We start from the raw sequence: 25,979 nt of genomic DNA on the forward strand, positions 1-25,979 counted from the left end.
CCGGGTGGGCGGCCCGGCTAGCGGATGGGGGCCGTCGTTGCCTGGCTTTCGCCCGGTGGGGTGCGCCGAGGGCCGTGGGTCCGTTGCGCGCGGTGTGTCGCCGCGGTCGTGCTCCCGTGCGCGTGGGGCTCCTCGTTCTGTAGGGCGCCACCGAGGGCGGCGGATTCGCTTGCGCGGGGGCGTGCTGCTGGGCGTGTGATGGCGTGTTGCCGTCCGGGTAGGCGGTCCGGCTAGCGGATGGGGGCCGTCCTTGTCTGGCTTCCTGCCCGGCGAGGTGCTGCCGACGGCCGTGGGTCCGTTCATGCGGTCGGGGTAGCGCCGCGCCGCCCCCGTGTGCGTGGTCCGCCGAAGCCGGCGGGTGGGCCGCCGTTGGGGTCTCCGCCCAGTAGGACTCCGCCCAGGACTGCCCCGGCGAGTCCGATGGCGTTCGTGCCGGGGCCGTCGATGGGGTGGCCGTGGGTGCGGATGTCCTGTTCGGCGAGGTCGTGGGCCTGCTGGGCCAGGGTGTCGGCGGTGACCAGGTCGGTGAGTTCCTGACGCGGGCCGCGCCCGGCCGGTGCGGAGGCCGGGGGTGTGAGCAGGCGACGGGCCTCCGCCAGCCGGGTGCGTGGCTCGGCGCCCACCGCGGCGCGATGCGTCGCGACGACGTCGTCCGCACCGGCGACGGCACTGCGCGCGCACACCAGCGCGGCGGCCGCGATCACCCCGGCCCGCCCCGCGACGGCGGGCTGAACGCCGTGCACGATCCGCCGCAGCAGGTCGAGGGGGTCGTACGGCCCGGAGGTCAGTTCCTGGCGTACGACGGCCAGGACGACGTCGGCATGGCCGACACGGGCGCGCAGCTCGCCGGGAGGGACGTCCACGTACGCCTCTCCCACCCACGGCGTCGGCCCGCGCGCCCAGGCCAGCTCCGCCTCCGCGCCGGTCAGCGCGGCCGGAACCAGCGCCGCGGCCGTCGCGAGCTCTCCGGCGAGCCGGTCGATGCCGTCGATGAAGACGGCGGCCTGGGCGATGGCGCCCTCGGCGGCCCGCAAGTGACCCGCGGCCCGCTCGTTCTCGCCCAAGTCGGCGCTCTGGCGGGCATGGTTGAGGCGGGCCGTGGCGAACACCAGCCGGTCCTTGGCCTGCTCGACGTGGCCCGCCACGGCGGCCGTGGCCGAGGGGGCGTACCGCTCACCGAGGGCGCGCAGAGCCGCGTCAGCGCCCCCGGTACGCCCCGCCAGCTCCCGAAACCGCCCCTCCGCGACGGCCAACGCCTCGCCGAGGCCCCCGCCCAGGCCCTCCTCCAACCCCCGTACCTGGTCGAACGCGGCGGCCTGCCCGTCCAGCAGCCGCCCCGCCTCCTCGCTGCGCCCGACGATCCCCGCCAGCACATGCCGCCGAGCCGCCGCCTCTCCCGGCACCCCACCCTCGTACTGCCACCGCATCCGGAACGCGACCGCCAGTTCGGCCTCGGCGTCCCGCAGAACCCCCGCGAACGGCTCGACGTCCGCCGCCCCGAGCGCGGCCTGCGGACGGCCGCCGCCGACGCCCCCTACCCGCCCCTGGACGAACCCGAGCTCCTCCCGGCCGGCCCGCACCCAGTTGTCGGCCTCGACCAGCAAGACCCGCGCCCGCTCGTCGAGTTCCCTCACCTCCGGTTCGTCGCCCCGCACCGGCGCCCCACCCGGTGTCGTACGCCCCCGCGCCCGCCGCCTGCGCCGCAGGAACCCGTACCCCGCGAGCACCACCACCGCGACGACGGCCAGCATCGGCATCACCAGATCCGCCGCGGACGTCTCCCCGACCTCCCCCTGCGCCACCCCACCGGCAACGGGCCGCGCTGCCCCGCCGGCCACCCGCCCCTCACCCCCGATGTCCACCCCGGACAACACCAGCCACACCACCCCGACCACCCCGCCCACCAGCGCGTGCACCACCCGCACGGATATGTGCGAGGCGCCACGCCGCGGCCGGCCCCGGATCAAGGATGACGTCACATTTCGGAGCGTATGAGCAGGAATGCGGCCGCGCGACCGGGGTGCGCCGGGCCGGGGTGGGGGAGGGCGGGCGGCCGCCCTACGTCGACCGCCTCATGATCTTCGAGCCCAGCCACACCAACGGGTCGTACTTGCGGTCGACCGCCCGTTCCTTCAAGGGGATCAGCGCGTTGTCCGTGATCTTGATGCCCTCGGGGCAGACCTCCGTGCAGCACTTGGTGATGTTGCAGTAGCCGAGACCGTGCTCGTCCTGGGCGGTCTGCTTACGGTCCAGGCCGGTCTCGCTCGCCGCGTCCAGCGGGTGCATGTCGAGCTCCGCGACCCGCATGAGGAAGCGCGGGCCCGCGAACGCCGGCTTGTTCTCCTCGTGGTCACGGACCACATGGCAGGTGTCCTGGCACAGGAAGCACTCGATGCACTTGCGGAACTCCTGCGAGCGGTCCACGTCCTCCTGCATCATCCGGTACTCGCCGGGGCCGAGGTCTGCGGGCGGTACGAAGGCCGGGACCTGCCGCGCCTTGTCGTAGTTGAAGCCGACGTTCGTGACCAGGTCGCGTACGACGGGGAACGCCCGCAGCGGTGTGACGGTGATCGTCTCCTCGCGGGTGAACACCGACATCCGCGTCATGCACAGCAGCCGCGGCCGCCCGTTGATCTCCGCCGAACACGAACCGCACTTGCCCGCCTTGCAGTTCCAGCGGACCGCCAGGTCGGGCGCCTGGGTGGCCTGGAGGCGGTGGATGATGTCCAGGACCACCTCGCCGTCGTTCACCTCGACCTCGAAGTCCTCCAGGCCGCCGCCCTGCACATCGCCCCGCCACACCTTGAAGCGGGCCTCGTAGCTGCTCACTGGTAGAGCTCCTCTTCGGCGAGGTACTTGACCAGCTCCTCCTTGTCGAAGAGAGCGAGCAGGTCCGGGCGGACGGGGTCGGTGGTCTCCCGTACGAGGTCGATCTGGCCGCGTTCCGGGTCGGTGGCCGCCAGGCCGCCCGTCGGGTCGGCCAGTCGGCACAGCAGGTTGATGTTGCGCCACTTGCGGTCCATCGTCGGATGGTCCTCGCGGGTGTGGCCGCCCCGCGACTCGGTGCGCTCCAGCGCCGCCCGGGCCACGCACTCGCTGACCAGCAGCATGTTGCGCAGGTCGAGTGCGAGGTGCCAGCCGGGGTTGAACTGACGGTGGCCCTCGACGCCCGCCCTCCGGGCCCGTACCCGCAGCTCGGCGAGCTTCTCCAGGGCCTGCTCCATCTCGCCCTCGCGGCGGATGATGCCGACGAGGTCGTTCATCGTCTGCTGGAGTTCCTGGTGGAGGGTGTACGGGTTCTCCGGCGGGCGTCCGTCCTCCTCGCCGCCGACCGGGCCCTCCGCCGAGAAGGGCCGCAGCGCCTCCGCGGCCGCCGTGTCGACCTCCAGGTCGCTGACCTCGGGGCGTTCGAAGGCCCGCGCGGCCGCGTACTCGGCGGCGTGCCAGCCCGCCCGGCGCCCGAACACCAGCAGGTCGGACAGGGAGTTCCCGCCGAGCCGGTTCGAGCCGTGCATGCCGCCGGCGACCTCACCGGCCGCGTACAGGCCGGGCACGCCACGCGCCGCCGCGGTGTCGGACTCGACCGCGATACCGCCCATGACGTAGTGGCAGGTCGGCCCGACCTCCATCGCCTCCGCCGTGATGTCCACGTCCGCCAGCTCCTTGAACTGGTGGTACATGGAGGGCAGACGACGGCGGATGACCTCCGCAGGCATACGGGTGGAGACGTCCAGGAACACACCGCCGTGCGGGGAGCCGCGGCCCGCCTTCACCTCGGAGTTGATCGCCCGGGCGACCTCGTCACGCGGCAGCAGCTCCGGAGGGCGCCGGTTGTTGTCCGGGTCCTCGTACCAGCGGTCGCCCTCCTCCTCCGACTCGGCGTACTTCTCCTTGAAGACGTCGGGGATGTAGTCGAACATGAACCGCTTGCCCTCGGAGTTGCGCAGCACCCCGCCGTCGCCCCGCACCGACTCCGTGACCAGGATCCCCTTCACCGACGGCGGCCAGACCATGCCCGTCGGGTGGAACTGCACGAACTCCATGTTGAGCAGGGGAGCCCCGGCGAGCAGGGCCAGCGCGTGGCCGTCGCCCGTGTACTCCCACGAGTTCGACGTCACCTTGAAGGACTTGCCGATGCCGCCCGTCGCGACGACGACCGAGGGCGCCTCGAGGACGAAGAAGCGGCCGGTCTCGCGGTCGTAGGCGAAGACCCCGGAGACCCGGCTGCCGCCCGCGGCGGAGCCGCTGTCAGACGCCTTGAGGATCCTCGTGACCGTGCACTCCTGGTAGACCTTCAGCCGGGACTCGTAGTCCCCGGTCTCCTTCTTGTCCTCCTGCTGGAGTGCGACGATCTTCTGCTGGAGGGTGCGGATCAGCTCCAGGCCGGTACGGTCACCGACGTGCGCGAGGCGCGGGTACTCGTGGCCGCCGAAGTTGCGCTGCGAGATACGGCCGTCCTTCGTACGGTCGAAGAGCGCGCCCCAGGTCTCCAGCTCCCACACCCGGTCCGGCGCCTCGCGCGCGTGCAGCTCGGCCATCCGCCACTGGTTGAGGAACTTGCCGCCGCGCATGGTGTCGCGGAAGTGGACCTGCCAGTTGTCGTGCTCGTTGGCGTTGGCCATGGCCGCCGCGATGCCGCCCTCGGCCATCACGGTGTGCGCCTTGCCGAACAGCGACTTGCAGATCACGGCCGTACGGGCGCCTCGCTCGCGTGCCTCGATCGCCGCACGGAGGCCCGCGCCCCCGGCGCCGACCACGACGACGTCCCACTCCTGTCGGTCGACCACGGACATCAGTCAGCCCCACCCATTCAGAAGAAGCGCGGATCGTCGAAGACCCCGGACGCGACGAGATAGACGTAGAAGTCGGCGAGCGCCACGCTCACCAGCGACGCCCAGGCGAGCAGCATGTGGCGGGCGTTGAGCTTCCCGATCCACTGCCATGCCTTGTAGCGCACGGGGTGTTTGGAGAAGTGCTTGAGCTTGCCGCCGACGATGTGCCGGCAGGAGTGACAGGAGAGGGTGTACGCCCAGATCAGCACGATGTTGACGAGGAAGACGAGGGTGCCGAGGCCCATGTGGCCCCACTCGTAGTTTTCGTCGGTCCCGCCGCGGAAGGCGAGCACCGTGTCGTACGTCAGGATCCCGGCGACCGGGATCGCGGCGTAGAAGAAGTACCGGTGGATGTTCTGCAGGATCAGCGGGAAGCGGGTCTCGCCGGAGTACTTCTTGTGCGGCTCCGCCACCGCGCAGGCCGGGGGCGACATCCAGAAGCCGCGGTAGTAGGCCTTGCGGTAGTAGTAGCAGGTCAGGCGGAAGCCGAGCGGGAAGATCAGGATGATGATCGCGGGGGAGACGCCCCACCAGCTCCCGAAGAGGTCCCAGTTCGGCCCGGCGCGCATGGGCTCGCAGTTCTCCGCCAGACAGGGCGAGTAGAACGGGGAGACGTACGGCGCCGCGTAGTAGTCCGCGTTGGCGAAGGCCCGCCACGTCGAGTACACGATGAACGCCAGCAGACCGGCCGCGGTGGCGGCGGGGGCCAGCCACCAGCGGTCGGTCCGCAGGTGCGGGGCGGAGATCGCGGCGCGCGTACCGGTTCGTACGCCGCCGCTGTTCAGATGGGGTTCCGTACCAGTGGCCAATGGATGACTCCGGTCGGGTCAGGGGGTGGGATCAGGGTGCGCGGCGGTCCCGGGCGCCGAGACCCTCGTCATCCGTGTCGATCCACAGAGAGTCGTCGTACGGCGTGTCGGGGATGGTGACGAGCTCCGGCCTGCGCTGCGCGCCGGGAGCCGACGCGGACTCCCGCAGCAGCGCCACGCTCTCGCGCAGATGGTCGGCGTCGGTGCGCACGCGGCGCATCTCCAGCCCGCCGGTGCCCAGGTGCTGCTCGAGGCGGCCCACGGACCGGGCCAGGTCGTCGAGGCAGCGCTGGACAGCTGTCAGGTCGTCTTGCACGGACATGACGTGACCTCACTTCCGTGGGCCCTTCGGCCCTGGGTGGCAACGTTCATGCGCCTGCGAGTGTTGCGCGTCACACCTACCGCTGTGAAGGCATGTGCAGCGATTGGCGGATTGCACGCCTCCGACGCGCGCCCGCATGCGCTCTGTGTACGCCGGGGGGCCTCAGGTGGTACGGGGGCGCGTTGCTCCGTCCGTGCGGGAGCGCGTTGCTCCACACGGGTGGCCTTCCGCGTCCCCGCCGCCGTGTCGACGCCGCCTGGCGAACCCTTTCCTCTTCAGTGGGGGCCCGTAGATCTGATCAACTCCAAAATACCGCCAAACGTGATCAAAACGCACTTATTGTCACCGGCGGGCCGCTCCCCGGAGGTACCTGAGATGTCCTACGACGGCGTTGGACCCAGGCCTGGCCGCACCGCGGTCATGCGCGCGGTCGCTTTCCTTGCCGCGGGCGTGCTCGCGGTGCCCGCGCTCGCCGGTTGCAGCGACCCCGACCCGGCCGGCAAGCCGCTGGCCGGACAGGACATCGGCGCGGCCGCCCGGGACCGGGTCGCCGACGGCGGCACGCTGCGGTGGGCCGTGGACGCCGTGCCGGAGACGCTGAACACCTTCCAGTCGGACGCCGACGCGACCACGACCCGGATCGCTCAGGCCACCCTGCCGTCGATGTACCGGCTCGATCCGAACGGGCGGCCGGAGCGCAACCCGGATTACCTGGAGTCCGCCAAGATCGTCGAGACCGAGCCCAAGCAGGTCGTCCTGTACAGGCTCAACCAGCAGGCCGTCTGGAGCGACGGCCGGGAGATCGGCGCCGCCGACTTCGCCGCCCAGTGGCGGGCCCTGTCCGGCAAGGACAGCGCCTACTGGACCGCCCGTAACGCCGGCTACGACCGGATCGAGAAGATCGAGCGCGGCAAGGGCGACCTGGAGGTCAGAGTCACCTTCGCGCGGCCGTACGCCGACTGGCGCTCGCTGTTCTCGCCGCTGTACCCGAAGGAGGTCATGGGCACGCCGGACTCGTTCAACGACGGGGCGCGGCGCAAGCTCAAGGTCAGCGCCGGGCCGTTCGCCCTGCAGAAGATCGACCGCGGGAACGACGAGGTCCGGCTCACCCGCAACCCCCGCTGGTGGGGACAGCGCGCCAAGCTGCACGAGATCGTGCTGCGGGCCGTGCCACGCGACGAGCGCGCCGCCGAGCTGGCCGCCGGACGGCTCGACCTGGCCGAGATCGACCCCGCCGCGGCCCGGCGCATCGCGCTCGCCGCGCCGCCGCGGGCCGCGACCGCCGGTGCCACCGGTACGGCGGCCGGTTCCGCTTCGCCGCTGATGGGCCCCGACCGGCGCAGGATGACGCCCGAGCAGCGGCGGGAGGCGGCGGCGTTCCAGGGCTTCGAGGTGCGCAAGTCCCTGGAACCGACGTACACCCAGCTCGCCCTCAACGGGGCCGAAGGCGCGCTCGCCGACGAACGGGTGCGCCGGGCCGTGGCTCGCGCGATCGACCGCAAGGAACTGGCGAAGCTGGTCCTCACCCCGCTGGGCCTGCCCGCCGAGCCGGTCGGCAGCCACCTCGCGCTGTCCGGCCAGGCCGCGTACGCCGACAACAGCGGGGCGATCGGCGGCCAGGACACCAAGGAGGCGAAGGCGCTGCTCGCCGACGCGGGGTGGGTGCGGGGCGGGCCGATCAAGGAGGAGGAGAAGAAGGCGGAGGAGGCGGCGGGGCCGGAGGGGAAGAAGGCCGGAGAGGGCGAGAAGGCCGAGAAGGCCGAGAAGGCCGAGAAGGCGGAGAAGAAGGGCGAGAAGGCGGACAAGGACGCCAAGAAGTCGGACAAGGACGCCGAGAAGGCAGACAAGGGCGCCGAGAAGAAGGAGCCCGAGAAGAAGGAGCCCGAGAAGAAGGAGCCCGAGAAGAAGGACGCCGCGAAGGACTCGGAGTCGTCGGGCGGGGACGACGGGACGTACATCGTCGGGGAGGACAACAAGGCGGACGGCGACGAGCGTCGCGAGGGGAAGCATCTCGCCCAGGACGGCAAGCAGTACGGCAACAAGCAGCTCCAGCCCGGCGGGGCGCCCGGTGCGTACGCGCCCCAGGGCACGCCCGCACCGGCGGGCGCGGCGGCGCGGCCGCTGGCGAAGGACGGCAAGGCGCTGGTGCTGCGGTTCGTGGTGCCGGCGGGGGAGGGATCGCAGACGCTGCGCACGGTGGCGGACCGGATCGGTCTGATGCTGGAGCGGGTCGGGATCCGCACCGTGATCACCAAGGTCTCGGACGAGAGCTACTTCAAGGACCACATCGCGTCCGGGCAGTACGACCTGGCCCTCTACTCCTGGCCCACCTCCGCCTACCCGGCCACGGACGCCCGGCCCATCTACGCCAAGCCGGTCCCGGCCGCCGACGGCTCCCTGAACGTCGAGCAGAACTACACGCGTGTCGGCACCGACCAGGTCGACCAGCTCTTCGACCAGGCGGTCGGGACGCTCGACGAGTCCGAGTCCCGCTCGTTGATCCGCAAGGCCGACTCCCGTATCTGGGCGGCGGCCGGGTCGATTCCTCTCTTCCAGCGGCCGCAGCTCACGGCGGCGAGGGCGAATGTCGCCAACGCGGGGGCCTTCGGGTTCGGGACGCCCGTGTACCAGGACATGGGCTTCCTGAAGAAGGGGACGGGACCGTCGGCGAGCGCGTCGACGAACTGACCTTCTCCTCGCCCCCGCCGCCCCTACCCGTCCCGTCCCGGGGGCTGCCGCCCCCGGACCCCCGCTTCGGCCCTGAAGGGGCTCGTCGGACGGGCTGAGTTCAGCCCCTCCGGCGTTGAGGGAGCGGGGCCCAGGGGCCGTGAACCTTGCTAGGTGTGGGTAGCCTCTGACCTGCGGAAACAACGGTCTCAAGGTCGATCGTGAGCCTTGAGACCGTTGCGGAGTCGTCAGCAAAGTAATGGGCCTATTTGCCACCGCCTCTTACGCTGGCCGCCGAGTCGCCATCGCTGGGCGGGCGTTGCGAACCCGAGAGAGCAACGGTAGCGACGATGACGGCTCCGATGGCCACGCACACCACCATGACGGCAACGATTGCCTCCCAGCCCGCCATGACCGCGCGGATCAGCACCCTAGGAATCGGCAGGCCAGCTGGTTGATCCGCAGCAGCAAGAAGGCCGAAGCCGATCGCTCCCAACAGAGAGATCACCACCGACACGAGCAGCATGTTCCAAAGCTTGTGCTTGTCCATGAAGGGTTGAGCGCCCCTTCTATGCCTACTGAGCTTGAACTCGGGTTGTCGTAGCCGCTGACAGAGCTTGATCCTCGCGGTAGGTCGTTGCCATGAGGTATGCGCAGGGCGGCGGTCTGTCCAACGAGCGCCGGCAGTTCCGCGAGGGGATCGGGATGAACGCGGCCGAGAGGTTCGCCCGGGGCGAGCCGAGCTCGGCGATCGCCAAGGAGTTACGGGTGAGTGTCCGGTCCGTGCAGCGGTAGCGGCGGGCCTGGGACAAGGGTGGGCCGCTGGCCCTGCACTCGGTAGGCTCGGCCTCGCCGCCCGGACTGAGCGAGGCCCAGTCCGCCCAGCTGGAAGCGGAGATGGCGCAAGGGCCGGTCGCACACGGAAGCCATCGAAGCCTAGAACGCAGAAAAGGACCCGGTATCCGCCCAGCAGTAGCGAGGGGATACCGGGTCCTATTCATGGATGGGCTTATCAGCGCTCACGGGTAAGCAGTGGATACCGCTGTCGCTCGAAGATCTCTGTCTTGACTGCCTCGTACTACAGCCTCAGATCATGTGACTGGTGATCGGTGCTGACCGTTGTCCGGTCATGCTGATGGACGTGAGCGCGGAGCACGTCGGGGGCTGGGCGGAGAAACTGGCCGCTCTGACGGATGGATTGGGGCATCTGTTCGCCCGGCTGAGCCGCGGGAGGTGTTCTCGGATCTCATCGACGGGCTGCTGTTGGACCTGGGCCGCAAGAACGGCTGGACGATGGTCGAGCGGGCCGGGCATGCCGCCCCGCACCGGATCCAGAAGTTCCTCGGCGAGGCATCCTGGGATGCGGACGCGTTGCTGGCCGAGGTGCAGGGGACGTGGTCCGGGAGTTGAGGGATCCGAAGGCGACGCTGGTGTTGGACGACACCCAGGTGATCAAGAAGGGTGACAAGTCCGTCGGGGTCGCCCACCAGCACTGCGGGGTTACCGGCGCCTGTACCTGCCGGGGTCATGGACACGCGACCGTGAAAGGTGCCAGGCGGCCGGGGTGCCCGACTCCGACGCCTTCGCCACCAAGCCGCAGCTGGGCATCGCCATGCTGACCGGCGTGGAGGCCAGCTCGATGCCGTTTTCCTGGGTGGTCGCAGACGCGGACTACGGCGAGGACCCCGCTCTCAGGTCCTGGCTCCATGAGCGGAGGATCTGCTACGTGCTCGCGGTGCCGGTCACCCTGCCGCTGACCGGTCCGCCGGGCAAGCCGTCCCTCCCGAAGGTCGCGGCGGTCGGTGACCTGCTGCACTACGCCACAGTGTGCGAGAAGAGAAGTTGGAGCGCCGCAGCCAGGGCGCGGGCTCCAAGGGACAGCGCACCTACGACTGGACAACTGCTCCGGTGCGCCATTGGAGCTCAAATGTATCTCAAGACCCGTGACTCTCATTGAGCTTATCGGCAGTATGGAGCTCGCATGACGTTTCCACCCCTCACAAAAAGCATCGGGGGATGCATTGAGTAAGACCAGAATCATCGCCGGAATGGCCACGTCGGCGCTCGCTATCGGCGTGACCATTACTGGGCCCGCATCGACCGCGCGGGCCGATGACGGCGGCCGCTGGTACATCGTGAACCAGTACAACGGCAAGTGCGTCCAAGGTCATGGCCGGGGCAAGAATCTCACGCTGGGCACTTGCAAGAAGAAGAACGCGTTCCAGTGGCAAAATTACGGAAGTCACCAGTACGTAAACTTCAGCGAAAGCCCCGGTGGAGAGTGGGGGGTTCTGTGCATGGCCCAGAAGGGGAAGGACAAGCCCGTAAGCCTGAAACCGTGCCATGACGTAGATGGTGTTTGGCAGATCGCGTCTTTGAACAACGGCGCCAAGACCCCCATCACGAACGTCAAGTGTGGAGCTCTTCAGGCCGTAAACACGACGACCCTGAAATGCGGCAAAGTGCCTGCTAACAGGAAGAAGATGACTTGGATAATCAAGTACTCCCTCAGCTAGGCGTAGCCGCCCACTCTTCGCCGCACTCCAGTCGCGGAACGCAGTGCCCCAACATTCCGTGAGGAAGAGCCAGTATCTGACCCTATGTCAGGTACTGGCTCTTCTCGTATGTGTGGCTGTCAGCTCCTGTCAGGAGACTCCCCTCCCCGCCTAACCTCGCGCTTTCGCTTAGGGTAAAGGGGACTTCGTGCAGCCGGGCCACACCTCGGCCTCGGTCCACTCGGCCAAGCGGCGCCAGCAGGCCACGCCCGAGCCGAAGGCCGAGTTCCTGCAGCAGTTGTTCCCAGGAGATCCTGGTGTGCAGCACGAACAGGTATTACAGCCTCAGATCTTGAGGTTGTGAACGGTTCTGCTCAGGTTGTCGTCGGGGGGCGGAGGGCGGGTGGGCAGGGGGTCGCCGCGCCAGTTGTAGTGGCTGACGGTGGCCGGGTCTGGTGCAGGGCCCGCCAGTGGTGCTGCTGGAGCTGTACGCGTTGCTGTGGTGGGTGAATCAGGGCGGTGGCCGCGCGAGGAGCGTGGCGAGTGCCGGCGCGGTCAGCCGGATCAGCGGAAGGCGCCCCTTCCCGCTGTCACCTGTGCCCCTTCGTCTGCAGGGTCCAGACCGACGGGCTGCCCGGGGAGATCGGCTGCGGATTCGGGTTCCGGGTCGGGGTAGCGGGCGCGCTGGATGGTCAGGAAGGCCAAGGCGAGCATCGCGCGGGTGACGTGCCGGTGCCAGGAGGTCCAGCGGCGGACATGTTACTGGCCGAGGCCGAGGTGGGCGTGTGCTTGCGGTACCCGCCGTATGCGGGACGGAGCGACAACGTCCGCAGGTGATCACTCGTGAACGGACGGCCGACCGGTTCACGTGCTCCGCCGCCGCCAGGTCGCGGACGATGGAACGCATGTCATGGCCGGCTCTCGCTCTTGCGTTGTCGTCGTGCTGTTCGGTCACGGACCGTTGACGCCCAGAGCTGTCCTGCGACACAGGCAGGTACTCACGGCCCGTGAGCAGCTCTGGGCGACGGAAGCGGCGGTCAGGGTGACGTTTGCGCTGGTGAAGGCATGTTTGGAGCATGCCCGCTAACCGACATCTGGAAAAATGAGCGGGGCGGAGCCCCAGAAAGACGGGAAGGGTAGGGGCGGCGGGGGCGATAACCCCTCTGACCTGCACCGACGTATCCCGCCAAGCCCCAGTGGCAGCGGCCCCGTACCATGGGGTAAGGCCGTGGCACGTTCAGCCCGGCAGGGCCCGCGTAACACAGACGTACGCGAGAGCCGTCCTCACCACTCCGGGAGTACGCCGCAATATGGCCACGCGCCACGACATCCGCAACGTCGCCATCGTCGCCCACGTCGACCACGGCAAGACCACCATCGTCGACGGCATGCTGAAGCAGGCCGGTGCCTTCGCCGCGCACCAGCTCGACTCCGTCGACGACCGCATGATGGACTCGAACGACCTGGAGCGTGAGAAGGGCATCACGATCCTGGCCAAGAACACGGCGGTGAAGTACCACCCGAAGGACGGGGGGGACGTCATCACCATCAACATCATCGACACCCCCGGCCACGCCGACTTCGGCGGCGAGGTCGAGCGCGGTCTGTCGATGGTCGACGGTGTCGTCCTGCTCGTCGACGCCTCCGAGGGCCCGCTCCCGCAGACCCGCTTCGTGCTGCGCAAGGCCCTCCAGGCCCGGCTGCCGATCATCCTCTGTATCAACAAGACGGACCGGCCGGACGCCCGTATCGACGAGGTCGTCAACGAGACCTACGACCTCTTCCTCGACCTGGACGCCGACGAGGAGCAGATCGAGTTCCCGATCGTCTACGCCTGCGGCCGTGACGGCATCGCGTCCCTCACCAAGCCGGACGACGGGACCGTGCCCGCCGACTCCACCAGCCTGGAGCCGTTCTTCTCCACCATCCTGGAGCACATCCCGGCCCCGACCTTCGACGAGGACGCCCCGCTCCAGGCCCACGTCACCAACCTCGACGCCGACAACTTCCTCGGCCGTATCGCGCTGCTGCGCGTGCACCAGGGCGAGCTGAAGAAGGGGCAGACCGTCGCCTGGATGAAGCGTGACGGCTCCGTCACCAACGTCCGCATCAGCGAGCTGATGATGACCGAGGCACTGACCCGCAAGCCGGCGGAGGTGGCCGGGCCCGGTGACATCTGTGCCGTCGCCGGTATCCCCGACATCATGATCGGCGAGACCCTCGCCGACACCGAGAACCCCGTCCCGCTGCCCCTGATCACGGTCGACGAGCCCGCGATCTCCATGGTCATCGGCACCAACACCTCCCCGCTGGTCGGCCGCGGCGGCACCGGCAAGGGCGCCGACGCGAAGGCGGCCGTCAAGGACCGCAAGGTCACCGCCCGTCAGGTGAAGGACCGCCTGGACCGCGAGCTGATCGGTAACGTCTCCCTCCGTGTGCTCGACACCGAGCGTCCGGACGCCTGGGAGGTGCAGGGCCGTGGTGAGCTGGCGCTGGCCATCCTGGTCGAGCAGATGCGCCGCGAGGGCTTCGAGCTGACCATCGGCAAGCCGCAGGTCGTCACGAAGGACGTCGACGGCAAGGTCTACGAGCCCGTCGAGCGCATGACCATCGACGTGCCCGAGGAGCACATGGGCGCCGTCACGCAGCTGATGGGCGTCCGCAAGGGTCGTATGGACAACATGTCCAACCACGGCTCCGGGTGGGTGCGCATGGAGTTCGTCGTCCCGTCGCGCGGTCTGATCGGTTTCCGGACCGAGTTCCTGACCCAGACCCGCGGCACCGGCATCGGCCACTCCATCCACGAGGGCCACGAGCCCTGGTTCGGCACGCTCCAGACCCGTAACAACGGCTCGCTGGTCGCCGACCGCTCCGGTGCCGTCACCGCGTTCGCGATGACCAACCTCCAGGAGCGCGGCGTGCTGTTCGTCGAGCCCGGCACCGAGGTGTACGAGGGCATGATCGTCGGCGAGAACTCGCGCGCCGACGACATGGACGTCAACATCACCAAGGAGAAGAAGCTCACCAACATGCGGTCGTCCACGGCTGATGTGGCCGAGTCGATCGTCCCGCCGCGCAAGCTGTCGCTGGAGCAGTCCCTGGAGTTCTGCCGCGACGACGAGTGCGTCGAGGTGACCCCGGAGGCGGTCCGCATCCGCAAGGTGAACCTGGACGCCCGCGAGCGCGCCCGCGCCGCGAGCCGCGCCAAGCACGGCTGACCCTAGCGCTGACGGCACCGGGCGCCCCGCCGAGGGGCGCCCGGTGCCGTTTTGCAGAAGATGGAGCGACTGGAGCGAAGGGATCCAAAGGGACGTAGGGAAAACCCTTGAATTCGCTGTGAGGCCCCGTTCGGTGGGGCGGATCCCATTAACCTGCCCGGAAGCAACGTGCCGACATGCCCGGGAGCAGCGCGCTCGAACGGTCGGGGCACCCAAGCACCGACGGTGTGCGCTCGGCAACTGTTTTTCCGGCGCAGGACGTCCGGTATTCGGACGCTACCCCCCGATAGATGTGTAACAAGTCCGTTTCGCAGCGATCTCTCCTCAAACCCTTTGTCCGGATTTTGGAAGACCTAGCCCCTATCTGTGATCGAACCGAGACCTCAAGAGTGTGGTTCGTCCCCTGGCCGATAGCAGATAGTTAGGCGCGTAGAGCTCGGATGAACGGGTTACGCGCTGACGGGGCGCGGACTCGCGAGCGTGGGGGCACGTGACGAACTCCGGCACCAATGAAGGGGCCTGGAGGTGTCGTCTGCTCCCCTTTGCGGTGAACAAGCGGATTCATGAGGAGGAACCCATGCGAGGTGCCACAAGCGCCATATGGGTCGCGTCGTCCCGGATGGCAGATGTAGGCCCCGCAGGTGCGAGTCCCGATTCGGCGGTCGCGACGGTCATCAGGCGTCGCGAACTCCCCTGACGGACCGATCCGTCGGCCGGTCAGTGCCGATCGCGAGCCAGGTTCCCCCGGGGGCTCGCCCCCAGCCGTTGTTCTCCTCGCGCGCTGCGAAAGACGTACGCCGTGCGACGGTCGTCGAACACTGTGTGGTCCCGACGACCTCCAACATCTGTGAAATGGACGAATCATGACGAGTCCAATCGAGCTCGAGGGTGCCGAGACCCCTTCTCTCGTGGACAAGGAGAGCGCCCCGCAGGAAGGCGCCAAGGAGTCGAAGAAGCTTGAGGGCCGCAGCCCCGGGCAGTTGATGTGGGGTCGCTTCAAGCGCGACCGCACCGGTGTGATCTCCGCCGTCGTCGTCCTGTTCTTCTTCGTCATCGCAGCCGCGGCGCCGCTGATCTCGATGGTGTACGGCAAGGACCCGTACACGCTCTACGGGCAGGAGCGGCCGGAACTACTGGACATGTTCACCATGCCGGCGGGGCCTGCCGGCGGCATGACCGGGGAGTTCTGGTTCGGCATCGAACCGGTCCTGGGCCGGGATGTCTTCACCCAGCTCCTGTACGGCATCCGGACCTCGCTGCTCACGGCGCTGGCCGCGACGGTGCTGATGACCGTGGTCGGTGTGCTGATCGGCCTCGCGGGAGGCTACTTCGGCGGGAAGTCCGACTACTGGCTCGGCCGGATCACCGACTTCTTCATGGCTCTGCCCAACCAGCTCTTCTTCGTCGCCGCGATGCCCGTCATCACCACGGTGTTCGTCGCTCCGGACGAGGAGACACCCACCTATGTGCGCACCTGCGCGATCATCATCGTCCTGTCCTTCCTGGGCTGGATGAGCATGGCGCGGCTGATCCGGGCCGCCACCCTGTCCCTGCGGGACCGGGAGTTCATCGAGGCGGCGCGGATCTCCGGGGCCTCGCCCTGGCGGATCATCCGCAAGGAGCTGTTCCCCAACATCGTCACTCCGGTGCTGGTGCAGTTCACGCTCACGCTGCCGAGCACCATCCTCAGCATCGCCTTCCTCTCCTTCGTGGGCGTGGGATACGTCGAACCCACCCCGGACTGGGGGCGGATGTTCGCCATCGGCGCGCGCTACATCGAGCAGGACCCGTACTACATGCTCTTCCCCGGCGTGGCCATGGTGGTCTTCGTCGTGGCCTTCAACCTTCTCGGTGACTCGGTGCGGGATGCCTTCGATCCCAAGACGGGTCGCTGAGGGTCCCCCCACTCACGGGCAGGCCACGCTCTTGCCCACGTCGGCTTCGGTCCCCACGGCCCGGCTCCGGCCAGCTACAGCAATGCTCACTACTCACAGGCAGGTGGATTCCACTCCATGAGCATCTTCCGTAACCGCACCACAACGGCCGCGCTTGTCGCGGTTGCCGCCGGAGCCCTGACCCTCACCGCCTGCGGTGGCGGCGGCGGCAGCTCGGCGGAGGACAACAGCAAGAGCAAGGAGGACGCCAAGTCGCAGTCCAAGCCGGTGCAGATCGGCGATGAGAAGGCGTCCACCGGCCCCGCTGCCGAGGTCCCCGGTGCCAAGGCGGGCGGTACCGCGATCGTCTACCAGGAGGCGGACTTCTCCCACCTGGACCCGGGCCAGATCTACGTCTCGGACGGAAAGCTGCTCAGCCGCCTCATCTACCGCGGTCTGACCCAGTACGCCGAGGACGACAAGGGCAACCTGACCGTCGTGGGCGACCTCGCCACCGACGCGGGCAAGGTCTCCGACGGCGGCAAGACCTGGACCTACACCCTGAAGCCCGGCCTGAAGGACGAGAACGGCAACCCGATCAACTCGGCGGACATCCGCCACTCGGTCGAGCGCCTGTACTCGACGTACATCACCGACGGCCCGTCGTACCTGCAGCAGTGGCTGTCCGGCTCCGGCACCACCTACCGCGACGCCTACGCGGGCCCGGACAAGGGCAAGCACCTGCCCGACAGTGTCCTGGAGACGCCGGACGAGAAGACGGTTGTCTTCCACTTCAAGGACGCGCAGCCCGACCTCCCGCAGATGCTGACCATGCCCGGTTACAGCGTCGTCCCGGAGGAGACGGACACCAAGGAGAAGTACGACACGGACCCGGTCGCGACCGGCCCGTACAAGATCGCCGACTTCAAGCCGGGCAAGTCGATGAAGCTCGTCAAGAACACCCAGTGGGACCCGAAGTCCGACTCGGTGCGTCACCAGTACGTCGACGGCTTCGACATCGAGATGAACCACGACGACGAGGACCAGACCAAGACCCTCCTCGCCGACCAGGGCGACGCCAAGAACGCGATGATGTTCACGGGTCAGGTCGCCACCACGCAGCTCCAGGCCGTCGTGGGCGACAAGAGCGTCCTGGGCAAGCGCACCATCGAGGGCTACGCGCCCTACGTGTGGCAGCTCAACTTCAACCTGGACCGCGTCAAGGACAAGAAGCTCCGTGACGCCATCACGCTGGCCCTGCCGGCCACCTCGGTCTTCAAGGCCGACGGTGGTGCCTACGGCGGTGAGGTCGCCAACTCGCTGATGTCGCCCACCACTCCGGGCTACGACGAGAAGTACGACCCGTTCAACCGCGCCAAGAAGCCCAACGGTGACATCGAGGCCGCCAAGAAGCTGATCGAGGAAGGCGGCTTCAAGGGCAAGAAGCTCGTCTACGCCTACGGCAACACGCCGGTCCGTCAGCAGCAGGCCGTCCTGATCGCCGATGCGCTGGAGAAGATCGGTCTCGACATCCAGAAGAAGGAGATCGACTCCGCCACCTGGTACGAGCAGGTCGGTAAGGTCAAGAACGGCTACGACCTGTACATGACCGGCTGGGGTCAGGACTGGTCGTCCGCGGCGACGGTCTTCCCGCCGCTGTACGACGGCACCCAGATCCAGGACGGCGCGTCGAACTACTCGCACATCAACGACGAGCACGTCAACTCCGAGATCGCCCGCATCGTGAAGATCACGGACACCGACCAGGCCACCAAGGCGTGGGACGCGCTGAACAAGTACATCAGCGAGAAGGTCAACCCGGCCGCCCCGATCTACTACACCAAGGTCTTCCAGATCTTCGGTTCGAACATCGGCGGCATCCGCTACAGCTCCGACTCGAGCTACGTGGACGTCACCCGGGTCTTCCTGAAGAAGTAACCCGCTTCGTCGGCAATCCGGTGGTGGGCGCGTGGCGGAGCGCCCACCACCGGGGCCCGGTTCCCCCAGACTTTCCCATCGACTGCCGCCGTCCTGAGAGCAGCTGCCTGCCATGCTTCAATTCCTCGTTCGCCGGACGTTCGGCGCGGCGCTGATTTTGCTGTTGATCAGTGCGTTCACGTTCTTCATGTTCTTCGCCATTCCGCAGGACCCGGCTTTGCTGGCCTGTGGCAAGAACTGCACTCCGGACGCGCTGGCGATCATCCACAAGAACCTCGGCCTCGACTCGCCCGTCCCCGTTCAGTACTGGAACTTCCTCGTCGGCATATTCGTCGGCCGGGACTTCGCCGTCGGCCACTGCGACGCCCCCTGCTTCGGCGTCTCCTTCGCCAACAACCAGAACGTCTGGGACACGATCCTCGACCGCTTCCCGCTGACCATCTCGCTGACCGTCGGCAGCCTGCTGGTCTTCCTCACCCTCGGCCTCGGCGCCGGTCTGCTGGCCGCCAAGTACCGCGGCACCTGGATCGACAAGGTGTTCAGCTCGGGCTCGCTGGTCATCAGCTCCATGCAGATCTACTTCCTCGGCCCGCTCGTGCTGCTCGCCCTGGTCTACAGCACCGGCTGGCTCGACAAGCCGAAGTACGTGCCGATCTCCGAGGACCTCGGCGGCTGGTTCATGGGCCTGTTGATCCCCTGGGTCGTCATGGCGACCATCTTCACCGCCAACTACACGCGTATGGCGCGCTCCTCGATGATCGAGCAACTGCAGGAAGAGCATGTGAAGGCGGCCCGCGCCAAGGGCATGTCGAGCAACTTCGTCTTCTTCCGCTACGCCTGGCGCGGCTCCCTCATCCCCATCGTCACCATCCTCGGCATTGACCTGTCGAGTCTCCTGGCCGGAGGCATGGTGACGGAGTTCACGTTCGGCCTGGCCGGTCTCGGCCGGCTCGCGCTCGAGTCCGTCACCAACAAGGACCTTCCGATGCTCATGGGCGTCATGCTGATCAGCGCCGCGCTCATCATCGTCTTCAACCTGATCGTGGACGCCCTGTACGCCGTCATCGACCCGCGCGTGCGGCTGTCCTAGGAGAACCACCGTGACCACTCAGACCAAGCCCGAAGAGGCCGCGGCCACCGCCGCGGAGCGGGCCTTTCTCTCGGTACGTGACCTCAAGGTCCACTTCTCCACCGAGGACGGCGTCGTCAAGGCGGTGGACGGGCTCTCCTTCGACCTGGAGCGCGGCAAGACCCTCGGCATCGTCGGTGAGTCCGGCTCCGGCAAGTCCGTGACCAACCTCGCCGTACTCGGCCTGCACAACCGCAAGACCACCGCCATCGACGGGTCGATCACGCTGGACGGTCAGGAGCTGACCGACGCCGGCGAGAAGCAGCTGGAGACGCTGCGCGGCAAGAAGATGGCGATGATCTTCCAGGACGCGCTGACCGCGCTGTCGCCGTACTACACGGTCGGCCGCCAGATCGGCGAGCCGTTCATGAAGCACACCGGGGCCTCCAAGCGGGACGCCCGCGTGCGCGCCATCGACCTGCTCGAGAAGGTCGGCATCCCGCACCCGCAGCAGCGGGTCGACGACTATCCGCACCAGTTCTCCGGCGGTATGCGGCAGCGCGCCATGATCGCGATGGCACTCGCCTGCGACCCTGACCTGCTCATCGCCGACGAGCCCACCACGGCGCTCGACGTAACGGTGCAGGCGCAGATCCTCGACCTGCTCAAGGATCTGCAGCAGGAGTTCGGCTCCGCCATCATCATGATCACCCACGACCTCGGCGTGGTCGCCAACATGGCCGACGACATCCTCGTGATGTACGCGGGCCGCGCGGTCGAGCGGGGCACGGTGCGCGAGGTGCTCAAGGCGCCTCAGCACCCGTACACCTGGGGCCTGCTGGGATCGATGCCCAGGCTCACGTCCGATGTCGACGAGCCGCTGGTGCCGATCCCCGGATCGCCCCCCTCGCTGCTCAACCCGCCCTCGGGTTGTGCCTTCCACCCGCGGTGCGGCTTCAAAGAAGAGGTTCCTGGAGGCCGTTGCTCCAGTGAGCGGCCGCTGCTCGCCCCAGGGCGGGCCGCCGCGTGTCACCTGACGGGGGACCAGCGGCAGCAGCTGTTCATCGAGACGATTCAGCCCCGGCTGGGCTGAGCCAAACCGGGACTGGGGCATCACCATGAGCGACAACAGCAACACCACGACGGCGGTCGCCGACGCGATCCCGCAGCAGCGGGACGAGGACAGCGCACCGCTCCTTCGGGTCAGCGGCCTGAAGAAACACTTCCCGATCAAAGGCGGCTTCCCGATCCGTCGGACCGTCGGCCATGTGAAGGCCGTCGACGGCGTCGACCTGGAGGTCTACCCGGGCGAGAGCCTCGGCCTGGTCGGCGAGTCCGGCTGCGGCAAGTCGACGACCGGGCGACTGCTGACCCGGCTGTACGAGCCGACCGAGGGCACCATCGAGTACAAGGGGCGGGACATCAGTCACGCCAGCCGGTCGAAGCTGGCGCCGATCAGGTCCGAGATCCAGATGATCTTCCAGGACCCGTACACCGCGCTGAACCCGCGGCAGACGGTCGGCAAGATCATCTCGGGCCCGATGGAGATCAACGGGATCAACCCGCCCGGCGGCCGTGAGAAGCGGGTCCGCGAGCTCCTGGAGATCGTCGGTCTCAACCCGGAACACTACAACCGCTTCCCGCACGAGTTCTCCGGCGGCCAGCGCCAGCGCATCGGTGTCGCGCGCGCCGTCGCGCTGGAGCCGAAGCTGATCATCGCGGACGAGCCGGTCTCGGCCCTCGACGTGTCGATCCAGGCCCAGGTGGTGAACCTGCTGCAGGAGGTGCAGCGGGAGATGGGCATCGCCTTCGTCTTCATCGCCCACGACCTGGCGATCGTGCGCCACTTCTCGCAGCGCGTCGCGGTGATGTACCTCGGCAAGATCGTGGAGATCGCGGACCGCGACTCGCTCTACAACCGGCCCCGTCACCCCTACACGCACGCGCTGCTGTCGGCGGTGCCGGACGCGGACATCGACGCGGCCAAGCGGGAGCGGATCCGCCTCGCGGGCGACGTGCCCTCCCCGATCAGCCCGCCGTCCGGCTGCCGGTTCCGTACGCGCTGCTGGAAGGCGCAGGACAAGTGCGCGACGCAGGAGCCGCCGCTGCTGCGTATCGAGGGCAGCAAGCCGGGGCACCTGACGGCGTGTCACTTCCCGGAGGAGCCCACCACCGCGGACCGTGGCGAGGACGTCGTACTGGACCAGGGTCTGAAGGCCCTGGAGGACAACGCCGACGGCGACACGGCGGTCTCGAAGGGCTGACCGGCCGAGTCACCATGGGACCGGGGGCGGGAGAGGACTCTCCCGCCCCCGGTCTTCGTGTGTGGCGGCGGACCGACTGCCCGTGCGCGGGCGTCACGCGGTGATCCGCGTCCGTGCCCAGTGACACGCCACCTGCGCCCGCGCACCCCCGCCCAGCACCTCCGGATCCTCGTTCCGGCAGGCGTCGGCCACGCCCGCCCGGTCCGCCTCCCCGCCCGCCAGCACCTGGCAGCGGGCGTGGAAACGGCATCCGGAGGGGATGCGGGTCGGGTCCGGAGGTTCGCCGGTCAGGACCACCGGATCGCCCGGTGCCTCCGGGAGGACCGACAACAGGGCCTGGGTGTACGGGTGCCGGGGCGCCGTGAGCACCTGCTCCACGTCCCCTGTCTCCACGATCCGGCCCAGGTACATCACCGCCACCCGGTCCGCGATGTTCCACGCCAGCCCCAGGTCGTGCGTCACCACCAGCGCCGACAGGCCCAGGTCGGTGCGCAGCCGCAGCAGCAGGGCGAGGATCTCGCCGCGTACGGAGGCGTCCAGGGAGGCCACCGGCTCGTCTGCGACGAGGAGTTCGGGTTGGAGGACCAACGCGCCCGCGATGACCACGCGTTGGCGCTGACCGCCGGAGAGTTCGTGCGGATAGCGCAGGAAGAAGCGCTCCGGGGGCCGCAGTCCGGCCCGGGACAAGGCCTCGGCCACCGCCGTGCGCTCGTCGCCGCCGTGGCCGTGGATCCGCAGGCCCTCCGCCACCGCGTCGTACACCGTGTGCCGTGGGTTCAGCGACCCCGTCGGGTCCTGCAGGACCAACTGGACGCGCCGCCGGTACGCCTTCAGGGCCCGTGAGGAGTACCGCAGTCGTTCGCCGTCGAAGACGACCCGCCCCTGTGTCGGCGGCTCCAAGCCGAGCAGGGCGCGGGCCAGCGTCGTCTTGCCGCAGCCGGACTCGCCGACCAGCGCCACGATCTCCCCGGCGCCGATGTCGAGTTCGACGCCGTCCACCGCGCGGGCGGGCGGGGCGCCGTGCCGGCCGGGATAGGTGACGTGCAGGCCTTGTGCGCTCAGGAGGGTCATGGTGTGCTCCCCGCGTCCGGCGTCGTCGGTTGGTGTGGCCGGGGCTGCGGTCGATGGCTGCCGTCCACGGTGTGGGCGGTGGGGGTGCTGTGTCGGTCGGGGGCGGAGAGTCGCAGGGCCTGTGCGCTCAGGGGGGTCATGGTGTGCTCCCCGCGTCCGGCGTCCTTGGTTGGTGTGGCCGGGGCTGCGGTCGGTGGCTGCCGTCCACGGTGTGGGCGGTGGGGGTGCTGTGTCGGTCGGGGCCGGAGAGTCGCAGGGCCTGTGCGCTCAGGGGGGTCATGGTGTGCTCCCCGCGTCCGGCGTCGTCGGTTGGTGTGGCCGGGGCTGCGGTCGATGGCTGCCGTCCACGGTGGGGGCGGTGGGGGTGCTGTGTCGGTCGGGGGCGGAGAGTCGCAGGGCCTGTGCGCTCAGGAGGGTCATGATCCGCTCCTCGCGTCCCGCGTCGCCGGCACGTGCACACAGGCCGCCCGCCGGTCCTCGTCGGCCGCACGCAGCTCCTGGTCGTCCACCGCGCAGGACTCCAGCGCGACCGGGCAGCGCGGATGGAAGGCGCACCCGCAGGGCACGGCGGACGGGTCCGGCGGATCGCCTGGCAGGCCGCGCGGCGCGAACCGCGACGCCGGGTCGCCGATCCTCGGGAACGCCTCCGACAGCGCCTTGCCGTAGGGGTGCCGGGCGTCCTCGTAGACCTTGCGCGCCGGGCCCTCCTCGACCACTCGGCCCGCGTACATCACCGCCAGCCGGTCGCAGGTGTCGGCGAGGACCGCCAGGTCGTGGCTGATCGCGATCAGCCCCAACTCCTGCTCCGCGACGAGCTGTTCGATGAGGCGGAGGATCTGCGCCTGGATCATCACGTCCAGGGCGGTGGTCGGCTCGTCGGCGACGATCAGACGGGGGTCGCAGGCCAGTGCCATGGCGATCATGACGCGCTGGCGCTGGCCGCCGGAGAGTTCGTGCGGATACGCCGACGCCCGTGCCGCGGGGAGCCCCACGTGCTCCAGGAGCTCGCCGGCCCGCTTCCTGGCGCCCGCCGGGGTCGCCTTGCCGTGCAGCAGGATCGGCTCGGCGATCTGGTCTCCGACGCGGTGCACGGCGTTGAGCGAGTGCATCGCGCCCTGGAAGACGATGGAGGCCCCGGCCCAGCGCACCGCGCGCACCCGGCCCCACTTCATGGTGAGGACGTCCTCGCCGTCCAGCAGGACCTCCCCGCCGATCCGGGTCCCGGTCGGCAGCAGCCGCAGCAGGGCGAGGGCGAGCGTGGACTTGCCGCAGCCCGACTCGCCCGCGATGCCGAGCTTCTGCCCGGCCCCCACCGTCAGGTCGACGCCCCGCACGGCGGCCGCACCGCCGGCGTAGGTCACCGTGAGGTTTCTGACGTCGAGCAGGCTCAAGGGGTCACCTCCGGTGCGGGGTTGAGGGTGGTCTTCGCGAGCAGCCTCAACGCCCCACCCCCAGCCTGGGGTTCAGCACGGACTCCACGGCGCGCCCGCACAGCGTGAACGCCAGCGCCACCACCGCGATCGCGATGCCCGGCGGCACCAGGTACCACCAGTTCCCGGAGCTGACCGCCCCCGCCTCCCGCGCGTCCTGGAGCAGCCCGCCCCACGACACGACGTTCGGGTCGCTCACCCCCAGGAAGGCGAGGGTCGCCTCGGCGAGGATGGAGGACGAGATCATCAGCGTCGTCTGGGCGAGCACCAGCGGCATCACATTGGGCAGCACATGCCGGGACATGACGTGCCAGTGCCCGCCGCCGAGCGCCTTCGCGCGTTCGATGTACGGCCGTGACTCCACCGCCAGTGTCTGCGCCCGCACCAGCCGGGCCGTGGTCGGCCAGGAGGTCACGCCGATCGCCAGGACGACCGTGCCCAGCGAGCGGGGCAGCACCGTGGCCAGCGCGATGGCGAGGACCAGGGTCGGCATCACCAGGAACCAGTCGGTGATCCGCATCAGCACGGTGGCGTACGCCCCCTTGAAGTGCCCCGCGGTGATCCCGACCGTCGTACCGATCGCCACCGACAGCGCGGCCGCGAGCAGCCCGACCAGCAGCGACACCCGCGAGCCCCACACCAGCAGGCCCAGCAGATCCCGTCCGAACCGGTCGGTCCCCAGCGGGAACTCGGCGCTCGGGCTCTCCATCGGCTGCCCCGGCGCCCCGGTCACGCCGGCCACGTCGGAGCCGAACGTGAGCGGGGCGGTCAGCGCGAGCAGCGCGAACAGGGCGAGCGCGATCAGCCCCGCCAGGCCCGCCCGATGGGTGCGGTACTGCTTCCAGAAACGTACGACGGACTGGCGCCGCCGCTGCCGGGCGAGCGCGCGCGGACCGGCCGTCCGCGCCCCGGCATCGCCCTTCGCGGTCTCGGTCGTCATCGGCCCACCCGGGGGTCGAGCAGCGGATAGACCAGGTCGGCCAGGGTGTTCATGACGATCACCGCCGCCGCGAAGAAGAGGAACAGGCCTTGCACCAGCGGCAGATCGGGCACACTCAGCGCCTGGTAGAACAGCCCGCCGAGCCCCGGCCAGGAGAACACCGTCTCGACCAGGATCACGCCGGCGACCGTCCGGCCCAGATTGACGAAGACCAGCGTCACCGTCGGCAGCAGCGCGTTCGGCACGGCGTGCCGGCGCCGGACCAGGTCGTCCCTGAGGCCCTTGGCGCGGGCCGTCGTCAGATAGTCGCTGCCCATCTCGTCCAGCAGCGCCGAGCGGGCCACCAGCAGGGTCTGGCCGTACTCGACCGCGACCAGCGTGACGACGGGCAGGATCAGATGGTGGGCGACGTCGAGGACGTACGCGAAGCCCTCCTCACTGCCCGACTCCATGCCACCGGTCGGGAACAGCCCGGGAATCGGGCCGATCCCCACCGAGAACACGATGATCAGCAGCAAGCCCAGCCAGAACGACGGGATCGAGTAAAGAGTCAGCGCCAGACCGGTGTTCAGGCGGTCGCCGAGCCCGCCGTGGCGCCAGGCCGAGCGGGTGCCCAGCACGATGCCGAGCACCGTGTACAGGACGAACGCGGTGCCGGTGAGCAGCAGGGTGTTGGGCAGCGCCTCGGAGATCTTGTCGATGACGGGCGCCCGGAACTGGTACGACGTCCCGAGATCCCCGGTGAGCGCCTTGCCGCAGTAGTCGGTGAACTGCTCCCACAGCGGCAGGTCGAGCCCGAACTCCCGGCGGTAGGCGGCGAGTTGCTCCTCGGAGATGGGGCGGCCGCCGGTCATGGTCTTGACGGGGTCGCCTGGAATCAGCCGGAACAGGAAGAACCCGGTGACGAGGACGGCGAGCAGGGAGACGGCGGCGCCGCCCACCTTGCCGGCGCCGTACCGCAGATAGCGCGTGCCGGTGCGCGCCCGCGGTCCCCGGACCGCGGGCGCGGCGGCCTTGACGGCCGCGGCGGAGGGTGCGTCGGCGGTCATG

Annotated in this window: 19 protein-coding genes and 3 pseudogenes; 11 read left to right on the forward strand and 11 right to left on the reverse strand. The window is 69.1% G+C overall.

The genetic code is table 11. The features are described from left to right. Positions 1-299: 299 nt before the first annotated feature. The 5 genes from EJ357_RS30105 to EJ357_RS30125 form a co-directional block, all read right to left on the reverse strand. Positions 300-1,979 carry a hypothetical protein gene (locus tag EJ357_RS30105; protein WP_126394796.1) on the reverse strand — a complete coding sequence of 560 codons (1,680 nt, stop codon included), beginning with the start codon at positions 1,977-1,979 and terminating at the stop codon, positions 300-302. 79 nt (positions 1,980-2,058) lie between these two features. Continuing rightward, entirely contained in the window at positions 2,059-2,829 is a 771-nt protein-coding gene (locus EJ357_RS30110) for a succinate dehydrogenase/fumarate reductase iron-sulfur subunit (RefSeq protein ID WP_126394798.1), read from the reverse strand. Next, positions 2,826-4,793 (reverse strand): fumarate reductase/succinate dehydrogenase flavoprotein subunit, encoded by a 1,968-nt coding sequence (locus EJ357_RS30115; RefSeq protein WP_126394800.1) that lies wholly within the window; start codon positions 4,791-4,793, stop codon positions 2,826-2,828. The genes EJ357_RS30110 and EJ357_RS30115 overlap by 4 nt, the downstream gene beginning before the upstream one ends. Positions 4,794-4,810: 17 nt before the next feature. Further along, positions 4,811-5,641: a hypothetical protein gene (locus tag EJ357_RS30120; RefSeq protein WP_126394802.1), complete on the reverse strand. Its 831-nt coding sequence runs from the start codon at positions 5,639-5,641 to the stop codon at positions 4,811-4,813. Between the two features lie 31 nt (positions 5,642-5,672). After that, the gene (locus EJ357_RS30125; RefSeq protein WP_126394804.1) at positions 5,673-5,963 is read right to left on the reverse strand and encodes a hypothetical protein; all 291 of its coding nucleotides are present in this window, start codon (positions 5,961-5,963) and stop codon (positions 5,673-5,675) included. A gap of 375 nt (positions 5,964-6,338) precedes the next feature. Between EJ357_RS30125 and EJ357_RS30130 the strand changes: the two genes are divergently transcribed. After that, entirely contained in the window at positions 6,339-8,651 is a 2,313-nt protein-coding gene (locus tag EJ357_RS30130; RefSeq protein WP_126394805.1) for an ABC transporter family substrate-binding protein, read from the forward strand. Between the two features lie 244 nt (positions 8,652-8,895). On the opposite strand, the gene EJ357_RS30135 is transcribed toward EJ357_RS30130, so the two are convergent. Beyond that, positions 8,896-9,180, reverse strand: a complete 285-nt coding sequence (locus EJ357_RS30135; RefSeq protein WP_126394807.1) for a hypothetical protein — start codon at positions 9,178-9,180, stop codon at positions 8,896-8,898. A 92-nt stretch (positions 9,181-9,272) separates the two neighbouring features. On the opposite strand from EJ357_RS30135, the pseudogene EJ357_RS50990 reads away from it, so the two are divergent. The 4 genes and pseudogenes from EJ357_RS50990 to EJ357_RS30155 form a co-directional block, all read left to right on the forward strand. After that, a pseudogene (locus tag EJ357_RS50990) lies at positions 9,273-9,554 on the forward strand (helix-turn-helix domain-containing protein); the annotation flags it as partial. Positions 9,555-9,863: 309 nt separating this feature from the next. After that, the gene (locus EJ357_RS48500; RefSeq protein ID WP_175647578.1) at positions 9,864-10,040 is read left to right on the forward strand and encodes a hypothetical protein; all 177 of its coding nucleotides are present in this window, start codon (positions 9,864-9,866) and stop codon (positions 10,038-10,040) included. Positions 10,041-10,078: 38 nt separating this feature from the next. Further along, positions 10,079-10,587 (forward strand): annotated as a pseudogene (locus tag EJ357_RS30150) (transposase). 91 nt (positions 10,588-10,678) lie between these two features. Then, a complete protein-coding gene (locus EJ357_RS30155) occupies positions 10,679-11,146 on the forward strand; it encodes a hypothetical protein (protein ID WP_126394811.1) in 468 nt (155 codons plus the stop codon). Positions 11,147-11,344: 198 nt separating this feature from the next. Here EJ357_RS30155 and EJ357_RS30160 read toward each other — a convergent pair. Continuing rightward, positions 11,345-11,459 (reverse strand): annotated as a pseudogene (locus EJ357_RS30160) (IS5/IS1182 family transposase); the annotation flags it as partial. Positions 11,460-12,435: 976 nt separating this feature from the next. Between EJ357_RS30160 and typA the strand changes: the two are divergent. The 6 genes from typA (at position 12,436) to EJ357_RS30190 (ending at position 21,488) form a co-directional block, all read left to right on the forward strand. Then, entirely contained in the window at positions 12,436-14,343 is a 1,908-nt protein-coding gene (typA, locus tag EJ357_RS30165; RefSeq protein ID WP_126394813.1) for a translational GTPase TypA, read from the forward strand. Between the two features lie 863 nt (positions 14,344-15,206). Further along, entirely contained in the window at positions 15,207-16,238 is a 1,032-nt protein-coding gene (locus EJ357_RS30170; RefSeq protein ID WP_126394814.1) for an ABC transporter permease, read from the forward strand. 117 nt (positions 16,239-16,355) lie between these two features. Then, positions 16,356-18,155, forward strand: coding sequence for an ABC transporter substrate-binding protein (locus EJ357_RS30175; RefSeq protein ID WP_126394816.1), 1,800 nt, complete (start codon positions 16,356-16,358; stop codon positions 18,153-18,155). 112 nt (positions 18,156-18,267) lie between these two features. Beyond that, complete coding sequence (locus EJ357_RS30180) at positions 18,268-19,245, forward strand: ABC transporter permease (protein ID WP_126394818.1); 978 nt, start codon at positions 18,268-18,270, stop codon at positions 19,243-19,245. 10 nt (positions 19,246-19,255) lie between these two features. Beyond that, positions 19,256-20,317, forward strand: coding sequence for an ABC transporter ATP-binding protein (locus tag EJ357_RS30185; protein ID WP_126394819.1), 1,062 nt, complete (start codon positions 19,256-19,258; stop codon positions 20,315-20,317). Positions 20,318-20,342: 25 nt separating this feature from the next. Then, a complete protein-coding gene (locus tag EJ357_RS30190; RefSeq protein ID WP_126394821.1) occupies positions 20,343-21,488 on the forward strand; it encodes an ABC transporter ATP-binding protein in 1,146 nt (381 codons plus the stop codon). 93 nt (positions 21,489-21,581) lie between these two features. Here EJ357_RS30190 and EJ357_RS30195 read toward each other — a convergent pair whose 3' ends face one another. The 4 genes from EJ357_RS30195 to EJ357_RS30210 form a co-directional block, all read right to left on the reverse strand. Continuing rightward, complete coding sequence (locus EJ357_RS30195) at positions 21,582-22,559, reverse strand: ABC transporter ATP-binding protein (RefSeq protein ID WP_126394823.1); 978 nt, start codon at positions 22,557-22,559, stop codon at positions 21,582-21,584. 416 nt (positions 22,560-22,975) lie between these two features. Beyond that, positions 22,976-23,950, reverse strand: coding sequence for an ABC transporter ATP-binding protein (locus EJ357_RS30200; RefSeq protein ID WP_126394824.1), 975 nt, complete (start codon positions 23,948-23,950; stop codon positions 22,976-22,978). A gap of 46 nt (positions 23,951-23,996) precedes the next feature. Then, positions 23,997-24,929, reverse strand: coding sequence for an ABC transporter permease (locus EJ357_RS30205; protein WP_126394826.1), 933 nt, complete (start codon positions 24,927-24,929; stop codon positions 23,997-23,999). Continuing rightward, a complete protein-coding gene (locus tag EJ357_RS30210) occupies positions 24,926-25,978 on the reverse strand; it encodes an ABC transporter permease (protein WP_126394828.1) in 1,053 nt (350 codons plus the stop codon). Before EJ357_RS30210 ends, EJ357_RS30205 begins: the two co-directional genes overlap by 4 nt. Between the last annotated feature and the right edge of the window lies 1 nt (position 25,979).

Source organism: Streptomyces cyaneochromogenes (genome assembly GCF_003963535.1).
GTDB lineage: Bacteria > Actinomycetota > Actinomycetes > Streptomycetales > Streptomycetaceae > Streptomyces > Streptomyces shaanxiensis.

Excerpts from the sequence above, each read along its gene's own strand:
- EJ357_RS30195 (WP_126394823.1), bottom strand. The coding sequence starts at position 22,559 with ATGACCCTCCTGAGCGCACAAGGCCTGCACGTCACCTATCCCGGCCGG.
- EJ357_RS30170 (WP_126394814.1), top strand. The coding sequence starts at position 15,207 with ATGACGAGTCCAATCGAGCTCGAGGGTGCCGAGACCCCTTCTCTCGTG.
- EJ357_RS30175 (WP_126394816.1), top strand. The coding sequence starts at position 16,356 with ATGAGCATCTTCCGTAACCGCACCACAACGGCCGCGCTTGTCGCGGTT.
- EJ357_RS30135 (WP_126394807.1), bottom strand. The coding sequence starts at position 9,180 with ATGGACAAGCACAAGCTTTGGAACATGCTGCTCGTGTCGGTGGTGATC.
- EJ357_RS30190 (WP_126394821.1), top strand. The coding sequence starts at position 20,343 with ATGAGCGACAACAGCAACACCACGACGGCGGTCGCCGACGCGATCCCG.
- typA (WP_126394813.1), top strand. The coding sequence starts at position 12,436 with ATGGCCACGCGCCACGACATCCGCAACGTCGCCATCGTCGCCCACGTC.
- EJ357_RS30115 (WP_126394800.1), bottom strand. The coding sequence starts at position 4,793 with ATGTCCGTGGTCGACCGACAGGAGTGGGACGTCGTCGTGGTCGGCGCC.
- EJ357_RS30155 (WP_126394811.1), top strand. The coding sequence starts at position 10,679 with ATGGCCACGTCGGCGCTCGCTATCGGCGTGACCATTACTGGGCCCGCA.
- EJ357_RS30130 (WP_126394805.1), top strand. The coding sequence starts at position 6,339 with ATGTCCTACGACGGCGTTGGACCCAGGCCTGGCCGCACCGCGGTCATG.
- EJ357_RS30180 (WP_126394818.1), top strand. The coding sequence starts at position 18,268 with ATGCTTCAATTCCTCGTTCGCCGGACGTTCGGCGCGGCGCTGATTTTG.
- EJ357_RS30205 (WP_126394826.1), bottom strand. The coding sequence starts at position 24,929 with ATGACGACCGAGACCGCGAAGGGCGATGCCGGGGCGCGGACGGCCGGT.
- EJ357_RS30125 (WP_126394804.1), bottom strand. The coding sequence starts at position 5,963 with ATGTCCGTGCAAGACGACCTGACAGCTGTCCAGCGCTGCCTCGACGAC.
- EJ357_RS30210 (WP_126394828.1), bottom strand. The coding sequence starts at position 25,978 with ATGACCGCCGACGCACCCTCCGCCGCGGCCGTCAAGGCCGCCGCGCCC.